Genomic DNA, 17929 nt, shown 5'->3' with positions numbered 1-17929 from the left:
ATAAGATTATTAGCAGTCAAGAACAGTGCTTATGAAATAATAAATAAAAAGCACGCTACATATTATGGAATGGCAATGTCTGTAAAAAGAATCTGTGAAGTAATTATGAGAAATGAAAAATCAATACTTCCGGTATCGCACATAATTCATGGCGTATATGATATTGACGGAGTATCGTTAAGTATGCCAGTTATTGTAGGTGTTGATGGTATTGAGTCTAATATACCTATTAATTTAAGTGGTGAGGAAGCATTAAAGCTTAAGAAATCTGCAGATTCTTTGAAAAAGATTATAGAGACGATTGAACTATAAATTATACACATGGAAGGAGATAAAAGCATGGAAGTAAAGTATTATATATGTAAGCATTGTGGAAACATTGTTGAAAAGGTAAAGGATAAAGGTGTTCCTGTAATTTGTTGCGGAGAACCTATGCAGGAATTAAAAGCCGGTGTGACAGATGCGGCTGTTGAGAAGCACGTGCCTGTATATACAGTGGAAGGCAATTATGTTCATGTCGTGGTCGGAGAGACAAAACATCCAATGCTTGAAGAACATTTCATTGAGTGGATTACATTAAATACCAATCAGGGAATATACAGAAAACAGTTAAATCCAGGGCAGGAGCCGATAGCAGATTTTTGTCTTTGCGATGGTGAACAGGTAGAAGAAGTATATGCATATTGTAACCTGCATGGATTATGGAAATGCTAAAAGCATTTATACATATTAAGATTTAAGAACAACACAAATATAACCGTAATATAGGCTGTGTATTAATGTATTTACAAGGAGGAACAACAAATGAAATATGTATGTGATGTTTGCGGATGGGAATACGATGAGGAGAAGGGATATCCAGAAGGTGGTATTGCACCTGGTACAAAGTGGGAGGATATTCCGGAAGATTTTGAATGTCCGTTATGTTTTGTAGGCAAAGACCAGTTTTCAAAGGCTGAATAAAAATGAAAGCAGGACTAATGGATGTATGAAATGAAACCAGAATATTATAATGGAATAAATATGATAGAATTGACATAATATTGGAAAATCTTCGTGATTATACAGTAAAACACTTTACTGATGAAGAGCAGTATATGGAATCTATTAATTATAAGAAGTTATTTACACAGAAAGTTCAACATCTGAAATTTATACACAAACTTGATGAATTTATAGAACATCATAATGATGAGATAGAAGATCAAGATGAACAGATTATGGTTATATGTGTAGAGTCTGCGGATAGAGGATAGGGGAATGTGCAGCATGTTTCCGTATTACTCCCATGTTGTTACCAATTGCTATCCTTTTGCTACCATTCTACCTCTTTTTTTCAGAATTGACCTGTGCTAATATTATCATAGACAAATGAGACATGAGCTACAAACTTACATTTCATTTGTTTCTCTTTTGCAAAAGAATACGGACAAAATATAAAGCGTCTGCTCATTGCCGGAATGGTGATGAGTATGGCGCTTTTTTTGATGCCGAAAACCGGGTGATGACCTGAAAAATGAAACAGGAGGAAATAGCATGGCATATGAATATGGCCACGATTGCCCATTTGAAGCTTACATCACGAATCTCGGAAAATATAACGAAGGGGAGTTGGTAGGCGAATGGGTAAAGTTTCCTACCACATCAGAAGATCTGAAAAAAGTATTTGAACGAATTGGAATCGGTTCAAAAGATGACTTTGGTAATCCTTATGAAGAATGGTTCATAAGTGATTATGACTGTTATGTCGATGGGCTGTATGAAATGCTGGGAGAATACGAAAGTCTGGATGAACTCAATTATCTGGCTTTCTTTAAAAAGAAGCCGGTCATATTTTTTTATGAAAAATAAATTTTGTTGAGGTTAAATTGAGATTGACTTTGTATTGTATAAGTATGAAATAAAAAGGAATCAGGTGCTGTACAATGAAAAAGCATAAAATATGTAAAATCCTTCTTGTTATACTGGCAATTTTTTTATGTGTGGCTTTTTATGAATTGCTCGGAATCTGCGTTGCATATAAAAAGCAGCCGGAAGTGTCCAATACAACCAAAAAAGAAACAAAAAATGGGTCATGGAACGAATGCAGTGAAAATACAGAACGGGCAGTAATCATAGAAAAGAATCCAGAAGCGCTTTTACAAAGAGTGCGTTTGATCAAGAATGCAAAAAAGGAAATTATTCTTTCTACTTTTGCATTTCAATCCGATGAAAGTGGAAAATTGATCTTAGGAGCACTGCATGATGCGGCAGACAGAGGTGTGCATGTTCGTCTGTTAGTAGATGGAATGGAGAGCTGGATTGATATGGAAGGAAATCCGTATTTCTATGGATTATCTTCCCATGAGAATGTTGAAATTAAACTGTATAATAAGGCCAATCCGTTGAAACCATGGAAGATGATGGGGAGAATGCATGATAAATATTTGATTGCAGATGGTAAGACATATATTCTTGGTGGAAGAAATACATACAATTATTTCCTGGGTGATTTTCCGGGACATAAGAACTATGACAGAGATGTGTTAGTGGTTTGCAATGAACCTGAGAAAGAAAATTCAGTTAACCAGTTGTTAGAGTATTTTGAAACGATATGGGAACAAGAAGACAGTGGTTATTTTCATGACAATAAAAAACTGGCAAATAGAAAATCTGTAAAGAACGCAGTTTTAGAGCTGCAGAACGGCTATCAGAAATATTTTGAAGAGAATAAGGAAAGAATCTGCGATACCGATTACACGGACGAAACTTTTGAGACAGAAAAGATTGCATTAGTGTCAAATCCTATCCACACAGGTCCCAAGGAACCAGTAGTCTGGTATCAACTGGGAGAACTAATGAAAAATGCAAAAGAGCGCGTGAAAATTCATACACCATATATTATCTGCAATGATATGATGTATAATACATGGAAAGAGATTGCGGAGAGAGTTCCGGATTTTTCTATCATGACCAATTCGGTTGCCAACAATGGAAATCCGTTTGGTTCTGCTGATTATGCGAGAAACAGAAACAGAATTTTAAATACAGGAATTGATATCTGGGAGTATGAAGGCGGTTATTCTTACCACGGAAAAAGCATCCTGATCGATGATGATCTATCCGTAATCGGTTCCTTTAACATGGATATGAGAAGCACGTATCTGGATACGGAACTGATGCTTGTAATACGTAGCAAAGAGATTAATAAACAGTTGGAAGAAGGCATGATGGAATATGAAAGAGTGTCCCGACAGGTATTGGAAGATGGAACCTATCGTGATCCGTATCATGTAGAGCCAATTGAATTGACAAAGAAGCGTCAGAGAAACGTACTTTTGGTACAGCATTTGCTTGGATGGGCAAGATATCTGTTCTGATAAAGGAGGAAGAAGATCGTGTTTCAAATATTAATTGTAGAAGATGATAAAGAATTAAGCCAGCTATTCCAAAAAGTGCTTGAGAAGAATGGATATCAGGTCAAAAGTGCATCGGATGGAGCACTGGCATTAGAAATATTGGATAAAGAGTATATTGATCTGATCATTTCCGATATTATGATGCCGGTTATGGATGGTTATGAACTGGTGTCGAAACTCCGTTCAGCAGGATATCAGATACCGGTACTTATGATCACTGCGAAAGGTTCCTTTGATGATATGCGCCAGGGATTTCTTTCGGGAAGTGACGATTATATGGTAAAACCGGTAAATGTGAATGAAATGGTTTTAAGAGTCGGAGCACTGCTTCGCCGTGCACAGATATTGAATGAACACAAAATTGTGATCGGTTCAACAGAGTTTGATTATGATGCAATGACGGTTACAACTGATAAGGAAAGTCTTGTTTTGCCTAAAAAAGAATTCCTGCTTTTATATAAGCTTGCAGCTTCGCCAGGCAGAACATTTACAAAACAACAGTTGATGGATGAAGTATGGGGATACGAGACGGAGGCAGACCCACATACGATAGAGGTACATATAGGAAGAATCAGGGAGCGTTTGAAAGATAACCCGGATTTTGAAATCGTAACAATGCGTGGAATTGGATACAAGGTGGTGAAAAAATAATGGAACAAAAGAAAGAAAAAGGATTGCGGATCCGATCCTGTCTGACTGGTGCAATCTGGCTGGCACTTGTATTTTCAACAGTCATATCTGCGTTATTATTTGCTTTTTTGAATCATTTTTTTAATCTGCCGGGCAGCATACCTGTGCTTGGCTGGCTTTTGATTTTCAATACATTGATTGCAGGGCTGATCACTTCCTTTATCAATGCAAAGTTACTGGAACCAATTACCAGACTCAGTAAAGCAATGAAGGAAGTTTCGCAGGGAGATTTTGAACAGCACTTGGAAACGAACAGCCGTATCGCAGAAGTTGGAGAATCTTATCAAAGTTTTAATGTGATGACAAAAGAGCTTCGTGCAACAGAAGTACTGCAGATGGATTTTGTCTCCAATGTTTCTCATGAGTTTAAGACCCCGATCAATGCCATTGAAGGATATACAATGCTGCTTCAGGGAGAAGAACTGTCTCCGGATCAAGAGGAATATGTAGAAAAAATCTTATTTAACACCCAAAGACTTTCTGGATTGGTTGGTAATATTTTGCTGTTATCCAAGTTAGAGAATCAGAACATACCAATGAAAAAAACAGAATATCGTTTGGATGAACAGATCCGTCAGGCATTTCTTTCCCTGGAGACAAAATGGACAGAAAAAGAAATTGGTTTCCAGGTAGAGCTGGAGGAAGTTAAATATACTGGGAATGAAGGACTTTTTATGCATATATGGATGAATCTTTTAGATAATGCGATTAAGTTCAGTCCTGCAAAGGGGACAATTATGATGTTTCTGAAGCAGGAAAAGGATTCTGTAATGTTTATTCTGGAAGATGAAGGACCGGGAATAGAAGATGATGTGAAAACCAGAATATTTGATAAATTTTATCAGGCAGACGGTTCTCACAAAGCAGAAGGAAATGGTCTCGGCCTTGCACTTGTGAAACGGATCGTAGATAGTGCTGGCGGGACGATCAAGGCAGAAAACCGGGAATATGGTGGATGCAGATTTGTTGTAGAGCTTCCAATACAGAAAGATGAGGCCATATAAGTTTAAGAAAAACAGATAGAGGAGGAATTACATGACATTTTATCAGGAATTGCAGTTAAATCAGGCAGGTTCTAAAAACTTGTTGAAAAAGAGTGAAACAGTGAAAGAAAAATCATATCATATGCTGGTATATTTGGTAAAGATAGCTGTTACAATGGCATTTTGTTTTTTATTTGTTACTATTTTCAGTATCTTATTTGGAAATGAGAATAGTATTGTGGGTGTAGTAGTTTTATTATGCCTTATGGTATTTCGGAATGCGGATCTGGGGATCCACACCGGACAATCTACGATGCTTTTGGCTTTGTTCTTTGTAATTATGACTGTATGTCCGCATTTAGCAAATCAGTTTTCACCGGTACTTGGAATGCTGTTAAATATTGCGGCACTGGCTGTGTTGATTCTGTTCGGATGCCATAATCCATTCATGTTTAATCAATCTACATTGGTTCTTGGGTATCTGCTGCTATATGGTTATGATGTTACGGGAAAAAGCTATCAGATGCGATTAGTCGGAATGGCTTTAGGTGCAGCACTTACCTGCTTCGTATTTTATCGAAATCATAAAAACAGAACTTATAAAAGAAATCTGAAAGATCTGATACAAGAATTTGATATCACTTCTTCCAGAACAAAATGGCAGATATGTCAGATTTTATGCGTACCGATTGTCCTTTACATTGCAGAACTTTGTAATATGCCACGTGCAATGTGGGCTGGTATTGCGGCCATGTCCGCGATTTTGCCGTTTATGGAAGATATGCACTATAGAGTCCGTAAAAGAATTGTCGGAAATATTGCAGGTGTTATATGTTTTACAGTATTATATTTTCTGCTTCCTTCGTCAATCTATGCATATATAGGAATTCTTGGTGGAATCGGTGTAGGACTTTCTGCAAAATATGGCTGGCAGGCAGTATTTAACACATTTGGTGCTTTGGCCATTGCTACAGAGAGTTATGGACTAAAAGGAGCAGTTGGTCTTAGAGTGATTCAGAATGTTTTTGGCGTTGTATTTGCATTAATATTTTGTGCTGTGTTTTATTGGCTTATGTCAAAAAAAGGAAACGTGGTAACCGTAGATGCAGAATAACGTGGGATGGAAAGAAAAAGGGTTAATCCGGAAATGGCAGCTTTGCTGACGAGTCTGGCGAAGAGTATGAAGATGTAAGGGAAAATTTAAGATCTGTTGGCTTTGGGAAGAATCCTAAGGGTGACAGATCTTTTTTTATACCTGCCTATCTTCCTTCATTTTAACACAAAGGTATTCTTCGTATTTAAGAAAGTCCAGGAAAAGAAGAAGGAACAGGAAGCGGCAAAGCCTGATCCGGATGCTGATTATGTGGACGATGACGAGGACTATGGGTACGATCCGGAGTTTGAGAACGATGATGCAGATAGCTCCGTCGATGAAGATGATAATGAACCTGTGTAAACAGGATAGGCTTGATGCCTGGGGCAGCCTTCGGAGTGCCTTTACATAATTTCCACTTTCAAAAAATAAAAAATTTTATGTTTTTGAAAGCGACATCTTGCATATACTATTAGCAGACAGTATAATAAGTACAGTGAAGCGGTTTCGAGAAATGAAAAAATTTCAATTTTTGAAAGCGGGTGACGATATGAAAACAATCACGAGAGCAAAATATCTCAATAGAATCATTGAACTGAATGGTACTCCTGACATCAAGATTATCACGGGCATTCGTCGATCCGGTAAGTCCAAGCTGATGCAGGCGTATATTGAGTATCTGAAAAGCCATTTTGAAAACATCAATATTATCTTCATTGACTTCATGGATTTGGCGTATGAGGAAATCAAGGAATACCATGCCTTACACGCCTATGTGGAAGAACATTATCAGGAAGGTAAAACGAACTACCTGTTTGTAGACGAGGTTCAGATGTGTCCCAAGTTTGAGTTGGCAATCAACAGCCTGTACTCTAAGGGAAAATACGACATCTATGTAACCGGCTCCAATGCTTTCATGTTGAGTGCGGATCTGGCAACTCTGTTTACCGGACGCTATATTGAAATTCATGTGTTTCCTTTCAGCTTCCAAGAATATTGCCAGTATTATGATGATGTTAGTGATAAAGATAAGCTCTTTGATGATTACGCTATCAAGGGCGGTTTAGCAGGTTCTTACGCTTACAGAACCGAAAAAGACAGAACAAACTATATCAAAGAGGTCTACGAAACGATTGTAACAAGGGATTTGGTGCAGAAATATGCGCTCCCGGACACTTTGGTTTTACAGCGTCTGAGCGAGTTCCTTATGGATAATATCAGCAACCTGACTTCTCCTAATAAGGTCAGTCAGCTGCTGACAGCAAATGAGACTCCGACCAATCATGTAACCGTCGGCAAGTACATTAAGTATTTGTGCAATGCTTTTGTATTTTATGATATTAAGAGATATGACATCCGAGGTAAGAAATACCTTGAAAGCTCTGAAAAGTTCTATTTGTGTGACAGCGGTATTCGATATGCAATACTGGGAAGCAGAAATATGGATTACGGCAGAGTATATGAAAACATCGTTTGCATCGAACTTCTTCGCCGTGGATACGATGTCTATGTCGGTAAGCTCTATCAAAAGGAGATCGACTTTGTTGCTCAGAGAGGCAGCGAGAAGATTTATATTCAGGTCAGCGACAACATTTCCGGGCAGGAAACATTTGAGAGAGAATGCTCTTCTCTGCTTCAGATCCGAGATGCTTATCCGAAAATGATTATTGCCAGAACCAAACATCCAAAATATAGTTATGAAGGAATCGAAATCCATGATATAGCCGATTGGTTGCTACAAGAATAAGCAGGGCGAAATATCTCCGTCATTCTCTTTTGAAATGACGGAGATTACAGAAAATTGTATCAGGCTGCAAAAATCCCTCCGGAACTTTTAAATCAGATGACAAATAGCACCACGGATGACGCTATTCTTGACGCTGATGGCGCTAATCATGGCGCTGATAATATGGAAGGCAGCTTCGTTATCTATCCCTATCAAGAATATAAATCACGAGAAATGCAGATTATATAAGACACGATAGATGCGATAGGAGGAGTGAACAATGGATCAGAAAATGTTTTGTTATCAATGTCAGGAAACGGCCGGATGCAAGGGCTGTACGGTGGTCGGTGTCTGCGGTAAGCAGCCGGATGTGGCGGCAATGCAGGATTTGCTTGTGTGGGTGACGAAGGGTATCAGCGCGGTGACGACACGGCTTCGCGAGGAGGGACGTGCGGTGGCAGATGAGGTCAATCATCTGGTTACCGAAAATCTGTTTACGACGATCACGAATGCCAATTTTGATAAGGCGGCGATTGAAAAAAGAATTGAAAAGACGCTGGAAATGAAGACGGCACTGTGGGAGCAGCTGGAACGTCGGGACAATCTGCCGGAGGCGGCTGGCTGGACAGGTGAGCCGTCTGAATTTATAAAAAAAGCGTCGGAAGCGGGCGTTCTGATCGGGCAGAACGAGGATATTATTTCCCTTCGCAGCTTGATTACGTATGGCTTGAAAGGTTTGTCTGCCTATACCCGGCATGCGAACGTCCTGCTGCAGGAGGACCGGGAGGCGGATGCATTTTTACAGCGGGCGCTTGCGGCGACGCTGGATGACGGTCTGAGTGTGGATGATTTGATTCACCTGACGCTGGAAACCGGCGAATATGGTGTCCGGGGAATGGCGCTTTTGGATCGAGCAAACACCGAGACTTATGGAAATCCGGAGATTACTACGGTTGATATCGGTGTCGGAAGTAATCCGGGCATTCTTGTTTCAGGACATGATCTGCGCGATATGGAAATGCTTCTGGAGCAAACGCAGGGAACCGGCGTCGATGTATATACACACTCAGAGATGCTTCCGGCGCAGTATTATCCGGCATTTAAGAAATATCCGAATTTTAAGGGTAATTACGGCAATGCGTGGTGGTGCCAGAGGGAGGAATTTGAGACGTTCAACGGACCGATCCTGATGACAACGAACTGCATCGTGCCGCCGAAGGACAGCTACAAGGATCGCCTCTACACAACCGGTGCGGCGGGATATCCGGGCTGCACGTATATCAACGGTGGAATCGGAGGAAAGAAGGATTTTTCAGTGATCATCCAGCATGCGAAGCGCTGTGAACCGCCGACCGGGATTGAGCAGGGGCAGATTGTCGGCGGCTTCGCCCATGCACAGGTGCTGGCGCTGGCAGATAAGGTAGTGGATGAGGTCAAAGCGGGAAAAATCCGAAAGTTTGTCGTCATGGCGGGGTGTGATGGGCGTGCTAAGAGCCGCACTTACTACACCGATTTTGCAAAGGCGCTGCCGGAGGACACGGTAATTCTGACGGCTGGCTGTGCGAAATACCGCTATAATAAGCTGAATCTGGGCGATATTGAAGGAATTCCGCGTGTCCTGGATGCGGGGCAGTGCAATGATTCATATTCCCTGGCGGTCATTGCGATGAAGCTGCAGGATATTTTTGGGCTGGATGACATCAACGACCTGCCGATTATTTACAACATTGCCTGGTATGAGCAGAAGGCGGTCATTGTTCTTCTGGCGCTTCTCTCACTCGGTATCAAGAATATCCATCTTGGACCGACGCTTCCGGCATTTTTAAGTCCGAACGTGGTAAATGTATTGGTGGAAAAGTTTGGAATCGCGGGAATTGACAGCGTGGAGAGCGATGTGGAATTATTTTTCGGGGAGAAGTGATAAATACAGGACGGAACTGGATAAGAGGGAATCGAACAAAGTCGGAATTTGGATCTGAAATCTGGAGATAGATTTGCAAAAAATCTGTGTTGGTTTTACAAAAAGCGGTCGGAACGATCTTGAAAATGGCAGTTAGTGAAATAGGGGGCGGTTCTCTGGCAAATGCAGGGAACTGCCTTTTTCGTGTAATAGGAAATTCCTTGGAATTCCCTATTACACAAAAAGACACTAACGTGCCAATGATGAGCATTCTTTTTTATTTATAGAAATATTGATATGGAAAATGAAAGTGTGATATGATGGGAAAGATGAATGAGTTCTAAAATATAAAAGAAATTGATACGGCAGATCAATCGATAGAGGATGCGGGAGGAAAACAATCATGTCACTGGAAAAAGCAGAAAGTTACTTAAAGGAAGCCGGATTTTTGGATCATGTTATTGAGTTAAAAGAGTCCACAGCGACGGTTGCGCTGGCAGCGGAGGCATTAGGCGTGGAGCCGGGGATGATTGCGAAAACGATGTCCTTTTTGCAGGGAGAACAGCCGGTATTGATTTTGACAGAAGGTACTGCGAAAGTGGATAACCGGAAATATAAAGATACGTTTCACGTGAAAGCAAAGATGATTCCGTTTGAGCAGGTGGAGGAGGTTACCGGTCATGCGCCGGGTGGGGTCTGCCCGTTTGGTATCAAGGATGGAATTGAAGTGTATCTGGATGAGAGCCTGAAGCGTTTTGAGACGGTTTATCCGGCAGCGGGAGACGACCACAGTGCGGTACGTCTCACGATCCCGGAGTTGGAAGAAGTGTCCGGAGCGAAAGGCTGGGTGGATGTCTGCAGGGAGCCGGAGGATCAGCAGCACGAGTAGGTGTGGGAGATTTTAGGAGAATTCATATGAGAGATGTGAAAGCAACGGGGAGAAGCAGGGGAGAAAATGAAAACGGCGGAATCAGGGTGGGTTCCAGATTGGGAAAGAAAGGTCGCCTGTGCCGGAAAACGTTCGTCCGTCTGCTTTGCCTGACAGCAGCCATGATGGTTCTTGGATCTTTTACCGCCTTTGCCAGAGCGGGAGGTGCTTCCGGCGGCGGAGGTGGCGGAGGTGGTTCTTCCCATCATCATACAAGCAGCAGCCGGGGACAAGGCGGACGGGCGGGTGCGTTTCAGGCGCTTTTGCTTACGGGAACCTTTGTGATTCTGGGAAGTGCCGGAACCATTACATACCTGCACCGGGCAAAAAAGAAACAGGCAGCAGCCCGTGAAAAATTGAAAGAATTTTCCATTGGAGAAGATCATTGGGATCGGAGTGAGATACAGGAGCGGGTGCGGGAATCATATTACCGGATTCAGGAATGCTGGCGGGATCGAGATCTGGAAAAAGGGCATCCTTACCTGAGCCAGAAGATGCAGCAGGAGTTTCAGACGAAATTTGAGTGGAGCAGGATGCGCCATGAGGTGTTTGTCATGGAAGGGATCCAGCTTCTGGATGCGATTTTGGTGGAAGCGGAGAATGAGGACGGCGACGACCGCGACTATATCTGGTATTTGATCCATGGAAAGATGATCGACTATGTGTATCACGAAGAAACCGGAGAACTTTTGAAGGGATCCCGGAAAATGGAAGATTTCTTCGAATATTGGAGGTTTGTTCTGGAAGATGGAAACTGGGTGCTGGATGAGATCTGCCAGAAGGAAGAAGTGGATAATGGGCGGAAGTTGTGCTGAGAGGTGCTTTGAGTTGAGTGCTCGAAACACGGTAGCTGCGGATGCTGTCCGGTAGAGATGTTTGAAGAGGAAAAGTATAGAACCTAAAAGTGAATGGAGCAAGGAAAGCGGAGCAGCAGGAAGAGTGAGGAGACTTTAGCTGCGGCGCAGAAATGCCAGAATTGCGCGCAGATAAGGTGCCGGTGTCCGGAATATGGAAGTATGCCGTCCCCCGGTCATTAAAAGAAGCCGACTGGTTGGAATCTGCCTTGCTAACCAGCGGGAGTGTGAGGGCTTAATGAGATCCCGGGTTCCGGCGATCAGCAGCACAGGAACGGAGATGGTTTGCAATTTCCGGGCACTTAAACGGGGCGAGTGAAGTAAAAGAGAAGTCAGATTTCGGCGGCGGAGGACGCGGTGCGTCAGCCGGGTAAGAAAGTCAGGCTTCTTTTTTTGTTCTGCCGGAATCCGGGGGAAAATTGACCCGAAATGGCATTGCCTTTCTTTGTCGGCACAAACTGCGGATGTGGCGGAAACAGAGAAATTCTTCTGAAATGGCAGGGAAACTTTCGGGGTGGACAGTGCAGAGACCACAGAGGACCCGGAGGACGCAGAGGCAGAAGAGAAGCTGCATTTTAAAACAGGCAGCAGGAGATTCCCCAGGAGATTTAAAATGCTGTGCAGCATTTGGGCGGCAAGGTGCAGCGGCGTGAGCAGCCCGTCCGGTGAGGCGTTGGCGCTGATACAGATGAGCGTTTTCAGCCGCTCCGGGTATTTGCATGCGATCTCCAGCCCGATATTGGCACCATCGCTGAATCCCAGCAGGTGGACGGAGGAAAGATGTAAGTGGTTAAGCAGGGCGATAACGTCGTCTGCCATATCCTCTGTAGAGAACCCGTGGAGCGCTGTGTGGACAGACAGCCGGGAACGCCCATGTCCCCGGCTGTCCATCAGAATCACCTGAAAATCGGGCAGAAACGTGCGCAGAAATGGGTAAAAGACGGCAAGGGACTGGCTGTTTCCATGCAGGATAAGGAGCGGTGTGCCGCTGCCGTACTGTTCATAGTAGATTTCTGCGCCGGAGGTGGTAAGATAACCGGAATGTTTCATCATAAGAGCGCCTCTTTTCTGGTAAAAAAATGAAATTTATCAGGCTGCATCCAGCATGATAAAAGCTAAGTTTAGTCTGCCTTTTTATCTGCATCTGTCTGCTTTCTTGTGTCGGGCTGCTTCGTGCTGGAAGAAGCAGTCCAACTTACCTGGCGAGATGGTTTACTTTGATGTGTCGGGGAAGTCCTCTTGTTTCTCAGTCGCTGCGCGCATCCTTTTACCAGATCCTCCGCTGCCTCGCGGATCTGATGCGGATTCTGAATCGTCACAAGGGCATAAAACATGTCTGGTGTTGGAATCTTCGGCAGGTAAATATAATAAGAAGGAACCCATTCGGTCGGGCTGTATTTTTCCTTGGCACGGTAGAGATCGCGGAATCCATAACAGTCATTCAGGTGGTTGTAAGCGAAGCAGAGCAGCTTTTCGACCGGATTAGAGCTGTCATTTTCCAAGCCAGCGAGCGGGGCAACACCGAGGCTGCCATACTCAATGCCCTCGTCTTTGAAAACCTGAAATGCGTCGTAAAGAATCGTCTCCATCACGCCGCTCGGTGCGCCGGTTCCGTGGCGGGTGACGTCCGCCATGTAGCCTCTTTTGCCGAGAAATGGGACAAACACGATGAATGCCACGATTTTTCCGTCGGCGTCGGTGGCGTAGAAATAACGCTTGTCCATCGGATTTTCCAGCCCGACAGTTCCCATAACGAAAGTCAGCATCGAACTCTTTTTCTGTTGCAGCCATTCGTTCGTGATGCGGTTCAGATCTGCCTCAATCTGTGCATCCCGCTGTTTCAGCGGGCAGTATTCATGGACGACGACCCCGGCTTTCCGGGCGTGGTTGATGTTCATACGCATCTTGGCGCCTTTCTTGCCAGAGATTTCATAGTCCGCAAGGTGGAAACGGGCTTCCTCCCCGTTTTTGACCCATCCAAAGCCCTGCTTTTTATATTCTTCCAGAAAATGGTCAGTGACGCTGATAAAAAACAAGTTGTGAGCGCTGCGCTGGCAAAATTCTTTAAATTCTGCCAGGAGAACCGGAAAATCGCTGTCCGCGCAGATGGGATCGCCGTTGATGACGATGGTGCTGCCGACGACTCCGTAGGGGATGACGCCGTCTACCTTCTGACCGAAATATAGGAGTTTGTCATCCTCCAGCGTCAGGTAGGCGCTGGGATTCTGGCTGTACAGGTTGACGAGGGTGCGGGCATGCATCAAATCCGAAGCATGGCTGACTGGATGCAGCAGCCATGGGCGGACCGCATACAGAATGGAGGCGAGGATGCAGCCCCAGCTGAACCAGAATGTAACCAGTTCGACTACATGTGTTTCACGTGAAACATTGCTCGGATTTCCCATGCCGAAAATCATGGCAGTTCCCTGAATGAGACTATCCATCAGCGAGTCAAGAGAGGTTTCTCCCAGCGGTTTTACCGAAAAATGATAGCTGATACCGGCATTGACGATGATGCCTGCCAGTGCCAGCAGCAGAAACAGGAGAGAGCGTCCGAGGCTGCGCCGGTCAGACGGGCAGCAGAAGTCCTTCCGAAAACACAGGAGAAGCAGAAATAATACGGCTTCTGCCAGGTGGAACGGAAGATACAAAGGCGAAGAAAGTGCTGTCAGCCCGCGTAAAAAGCTTAAAAACAGCAGGATAACAGCAATGTTCCAGGCGGCGCGCTTCCGTTTCCAAAGCTGGAAGGTCAGGATGAAGAGCACGACAGAAAAAGCACGCTGTACCATGTGACCCATTTCCAGAAGGATACCGACGCGGTTTGCCAGTCCCAGCCCTGGCAGGAAGCTGAGAATAAAAAGTACAAGGGAAAGAACGCCAAGTGCGCCGATCAAGGTGTTTTCCAGTTGGATTCGTGAGTTCTGTTTCATATTATAATGTCCTCCGTGTCAGTCTTGTACAGATATAATCTGTAAGGTGCTATGAAACGGGCATAAGCGCACAGGCGGCTTATGCTTGCCCTTGTTATAGTACGGAAAAACAGGGATGTCAAGATAAGATTTTGCATGGAAATAGGAGTGGAGAAATTCCGTTACTGTTTACGGGTAGGCACTTTTGGAACCGAAGGTGCCGTAAGAAAACATGGTGGCAGCAGGAATTCTTTGTGATAGAGGCAAAGGCACAGGGGTATTATGCAGACAGAAAAGGAACGGTTCAAAATGGAGAAAAGAAGCAGTTTGTTGGATGATTGACAAGCGAGGAACGCAGTTTCTATGGAAATCAAAGTAATAAAATGTAAAATTTTTGAAAAATACACAAATATATCAAAAGTGAATAGTTAAAACAGTTGAAATCCACCAGAATGCGTGCTATAATCTGGGTATAGGGTGGTTAAAAAATTAACAGGAGGTAGTATCAATATGGCTAGATTTACATTACCGAGGGATCTCTATCATGGAGAAGGATCTTTAGCGGAACTGAAAAATCTGAAAGGCAAAAAGGCAGTCGTTGTCGTTGGCGGTGGTTCCATGAAACGCTTCGGTTTCCTTCAGAAAGTAGAAGATTATCTGAAAGAAGCTGGCATGGAAGTGGCTCTGTTTGAGGGAGTAGAGCCAGATCCGAGCGTTGAGACCGTTATGAAGGGCGCAAAGCTTATGCAGGAATTTGGTCCGGACTGGATCGTAGCGATCGGCGGTGGTTCTCCAATTGATGCAGCGAAAGCGATGTGGGCATTCTACGAGTATCCAGATACCAAGTTTGAGGATCTGATCACTCCGTTCAATTTCCCGACACTGCGTACAAAAGCAAAATTCTGCGCGATTCCGTCTACTTCTGGTACAGCAACTGAGGTTACGGCATTCAGCGTTATTACCGATTATCATAAGGGTATCAAATATCCGTTAGCAGATTTCAATATCACACCAGATGTAGCGATCGTGGATCCGGAGCTGGCTGAGACCATGCCGCAGAAGCTGACCGCAAACACCGGTATGGATGCGATGACCCATGCGATCGAGGCGTATGTATCCACACTTCATTGTGATTACACCGACCCGCTGGCACTTCACGCAATCAAGATGATTCATACCTATCTGGTTAAATCTTACAATGGCGACAAAGAAGCGAGAGCACGTATGCACAACGCACAATGCCTGGCAGGTATGGCATTCTCCAATGCACTGCTTGGTATCGTCCATTCCATGGCACACAAGACCGGTGCAGCTTACTCCGGCGGACATATCGTTCACGGTGCAGCAAATGCGATGTATCTTCCGAAGGTTATTAAATTTAACTCCAAGGAACCAGAGGCAGCTTCCCGTTATGCAGATATCGCGAAGTTCATCGGTTTACAGGGAGACAGCGACGAGGCTCTGGTTGACGCTCTGATCGCCGAGATCAAAGAGATGAACAAGCAGTTAAATATCGCTCCGAGCATTAAGCTCTATGAGGGCGGAATCATTGACGAGAAAGAATTCAATGACAAACTGGCAACCGTAGCAGAGCTGGCAGTTGGCGATGCATGTACCGGTTCCAACCCGCGTTCGATCAATCCGGAGCAGATGGCGAAACTTCTGACCTGCTGCTTCTATGATACAGAGGTTGATTTCTAATTTAAGAAGCTTCTGAATTTAGAATGCAAAATTAGAATGTAAAACATCGTGTTTCGATGTTGGAAGCGGTTCTGAAAAGAATCAAATATGTAAAATAAAAAGCCATCCGGCTAAAAACTGGATGGCTTTTATCGTTGTTTTTTTTGTTATCTGATGTTTTGCATTTTTGGTGATTGGCGCGTTTGTGTCCTATGCGTTTTCTGCGTGGCTGTTTTTCTCACCGTTTTCTCCGTCTGCCATTGCGTCATGCTGTCCGGTCAGCTGCGCCAGAAGTGCTTTCGCTTCCTCCGTACAGCGGAGAATCTGTGCCTGGTCCGGCAGCTCGATGTCGTGGATCAGGACATTCCGCAGCTTGCGGAGCTGGACAATCTGGTTGATCATTTCTTTGTCAAAGAGATCCATCCGCTTGAGTGTATTGATATTGAAGGCACCGCGGGAACGCGTCGAGGTGCGCCGTGCAGTCTTGTTGAGCAGGCGCTCTAATGGCACCCACTCCTCGAGAAACTGGTTGACTGCCTGCAGGGTTTCCGGTGAGGCGGTCTCCGGTTCCGTCCGCAGCTCCTGATAGCACTGGTAGCGCTTTTCATTGCCGGAGATAATCTGATCGATGATCTGCTGGGAAATGGTGCGCCGATCCTTTTCAAATTTGACAGACCGCAGAATCGGGGTAATATCTTTGAGACCGGTGAGCTGTAAACGCTGCAAAAGCCGGTAGAGCAGGGCAATATTTCCCATTCGAAGCTCGATGTCCTCGGTTTTGAGATGGCTGCTCAGGAAATTATAGAGATAGGACGCCAGCTCGTACTGGCTTCCAAACGCGGCATTGCGGCTGCGGAGCCGCTCATTTCCGGCTGCCTGTAGGCGTTCCAGCGCGATCTCGCCGGCAAGGACCAGACCATTTAACTCATCTAAGATCGACAGCTCTTCCTCGGATAAAGTTCCCTGCATTGGCTTGTAAATCAGATCATGCTCAACCTCGGACCAGGCGTGCATGATCAGGGATGCCACCTGGATCTCGATGCGCGCCGATCCGTATTTTTTCTGTGATTCATTCAAAATTTCATCGCGCATCCGCGCGCGGTAATGGTTCGCCCAATAGCCGGAAAACCGTTTGTGGTAAGTCGGGGGTTTCGACTGTTCCGGGAACTGTTTAAATTCCAGGATGTTGAAAAGCTCCGAGATGATCGCATCTACCTTGCCGCGATCACCGGGGAAATACAGGGAGACGCGTACACCGGACAGATCGGCAATGTCGTCGTAGATTTCCTCGAGTGTCTGGTATGGTTCTTCACGTCTGGAATTGCGCCGCTGCACTTTTGTGCGGAGTCTGGCGGGATTCTTGGCGCGAGAGGTCACGATCGCCCGGATACCGGCATTTTGCAGGGCGAGCTGGAGTTTCTCTGCCGCGAGCCGCCCGGCTGCGTCGTAGAACGTCCATTTCATCTTGTATGTATCGATAAATTGTTGTATTAAATCCATAAGCAGCCCCTCCCAAGGTGCATAATAAAGCTTAGAAGAAAGCATTCTGATAAAAGAAATGCTTCTTCTTTCTATCATGAAGTATAGCAAAGATGGAAGCACTCTGCCAGTGGTTCTATGTAAAAAATATGTTACTGTACACGCATACGTGTCCAGTAACGGAATTTGCCGTGGCTTCGCATTTAAATACGGCAAATTCCTGCTGCCACCACGTTTTCTTACGGCACTTTCGGTTCCAAAAGTGCCTACCCGTGTATAGTAACAAAAA

16 protein-coding genes and 2 pseudogenes are annotated in these 17929 nt (G+C 44.4%); 15 read left to right on the top strand and 3 right to left on the bottom strand.

Annotated elements, in window-relative coordinates:
- Window positions 1–12 precede the first annotated feature (12 nt).
- The 14 genes and pseudogenes from DW931_RS10055 to DW931_RS09990 all read left to right on the top strand — a co-directional run.
- Window positions 13–312, top strand: a pseudogene (locus tag DW931_RS10055) (L-lactate dehydrogenase); the annotation flags it as partial.
- A 27-nt stretch (window positions 313–339) separates the two neighbouring features.
- Entirely contained in the window at window positions 340–714 is a 375-nt protein-coding gene (locus tag DW931_RS10050) for a desulfoferrodoxin family protein (protein ID WP_107000936.1), read from the top strand.
- A 90-nt stretch (window positions 715–804) separates the two neighbouring features.
- The gene (locus tag DW931_RS10045; protein ID WP_107000935.1) at window positions 805–963 is read left to right on the top strand and encodes a rubredoxin; all 159 of its coding nucleotides are present in this window, start codon (window positions 805–807) and stop codon (window positions 961–963) included.
- Window positions 964–1536: 573 nt separating this feature from the next.
- Window positions 1537–1809 (top strand): annotated as a pseudogene (locus DW931_RS10035) (antirestriction protein ArdA); the annotation flags it as partial.
- A 116-nt stretch (window positions 1810–1925) separates the two neighbouring features.
- Complete coding sequence (locus tag DW931_RS10030) at window positions 1926–3359, top strand: phospholipase D family protein (protein WP_118482274.1); 1434 nt, start codon at window positions 1926–1928, stop codon at window positions 3357–3359.
- A gap of 18 nt (window positions 3360–3377) precedes the next feature.
- On the top strand, window positions 3378–4049 hold the full coding sequence (locus DW931_RS10025) for a response regulator transcription factor (RefSeq protein WP_107000933.1): 672 nt from the start codon (window positions 3378–3380) through the stop codon (window positions 4047–4049).
- Window positions 4049–5092 (top strand): HAMP domain-containing sensor histidine kinase, encoded by a 1044-nt coding sequence (locus DW931_RS10020; protein ID WP_118482275.1) that lies wholly within the window; start codon window positions 4049–4051, stop codon window positions 5090–5092. The genes DW931_RS10025 and DW931_RS10020 overlap by 1 nt, the downstream gene beginning before the upstream one ends.
- A gap of 31 nt (window positions 5093–5123) precedes the next feature.
- A complete protein-coding gene (locus DW931_RS10015) occupies window positions 5124–6185 on the top strand; it encodes an FUSC family protein (RefSeq protein WP_118482276.1) in 1062 nt (353 codons plus the stop codon).
- Window positions 6186–6305: 120 nt separating this feature from the next.
- On the top strand, window positions 6306–6527 hold the full coding sequence (locus tag DW931_RS10010; protein WP_227589456.1) for a calreticulin: 222 nt from the start codon (window positions 6306–6308) through the stop codon (window positions 6525–6527).
- Window positions 6528–6678: 151 nt separating this feature from the next.
- Window positions 6679–7911, top strand: a complete 1233-nt coding sequence (locus DW931_RS10005) for an ATP-binding protein (RefSeq protein WP_118482277.1) — start codon at window positions 6679–6681, stop codon at window positions 7909–7911.
- A gap of 54 nt (window positions 7912–7965) precedes the next feature.
- The gene (locus DW931_RS15940) at window positions 7966–8139 is read left to right on the top strand and encodes a hypothetical protein (RefSeq protein WP_182426663.1); all 174 of its coding nucleotides are present in this window, start codon (window positions 7966–7968) and stop codon (window positions 8137–8139) included.
- A gap of 31 nt (window positions 8140–8170) precedes the next feature.
- A complete protein-coding gene (gene hcp / locus DW931_RS10000) occupies window positions 8171–9811 on the top strand; it encodes a hydroxylamine reductase (RefSeq protein WP_118482278.1) in 1641 nt (546 codons plus the stop codon).
- Window positions 9812–10193: 382 nt separating this feature from the next.
- Window positions 10194–10679, top strand: a complete 486-nt coding sequence (locus tag DW931_RS09995) for a YbaK/EbsC family protein (protein WP_118293332.1) — start codon at window positions 10194–10196, stop codon at window positions 10677–10679.
- A 26-nt stretch (window positions 10680–10705) separates the two neighbouring features.
- Window positions 10706–11533 carry a Tim44-like domain-containing protein gene (locus tag DW931_RS09990; RefSeq protein ID WP_022359143.1) on the top strand — a complete coding sequence of 276 codons (828 nt, stop codon included), beginning with the start codon at window positions 10706–10708 and terminating at the stop codon, window positions 11531–11533.
- 135 nt (window positions 11534–11668) lie between these two features.
- Here DW931_RS09990 and DW931_RS09985 read toward each other — a convergent pair whose 3' ends face one another.
- Window positions 11669–12625, bottom strand: a complete 957-nt coding sequence (locus DW931_RS09985; RefSeq protein ID WP_118482279.1) for an alpha/beta hydrolase — start codon at window positions 12623–12625, stop codon at window positions 11669–11671.
- Window positions 12626–12693: 68 nt separating this feature from the next.
- Window positions 12694–14502, bottom strand: coding sequence for a phosphatidylglycerol lysyltransferase domain-containing protein (locus DW931_RS09980; protein ID WP_118482280.1), 1809 nt, complete (start codon window positions 14500–14502; stop codon window positions 12694–12696).
- A gap of 489 nt (window positions 14503–14991) precedes the next feature.
- Between DW931_RS09980 and DW931_RS09975 the strand changes: the two genes are divergently transcribed.
- A complete protein-coding gene (locus DW931_RS09975; protein WP_022359140.1) occupies window positions 14992–16182 on the top strand; it encodes an iron-containing alcohol dehydrogenase in 1191 nt (396 codons plus the stop codon).
- 189 nt (window positions 16183–16371) lie between these two features.
- Here DW931_RS09975 and DW931_RS09970 read toward each other — a convergent pair whose 3' ends face one another.
- A complete protein-coding gene (locus DW931_RS09970) occupies window positions 16372–17661 on the bottom strand; it encodes a RelA/SpoT domain-containing protein (RefSeq protein ID WP_107000923.1) in 1290 nt (429 codons plus the stop codon).
- Between the last annotated feature and the right edge of the window lie 268 nt (window positions 17662–17929).

Origin of the sequence: Clostridium sp. AM43-3BH (genome assembly GCF_003479985.1) — a bacterium.
GTDB classification, from domain to species: Bacteria; Bacillota; Clostridia; order Lachnospirales; family Lachnospiraceae; genus Otoolea; species Otoolea fessa.
The sequence above is the reverse complement of the archived record's forward strand: the minus strand, read 5'-3'. Positions and strand labels throughout refer to the sequence as shown.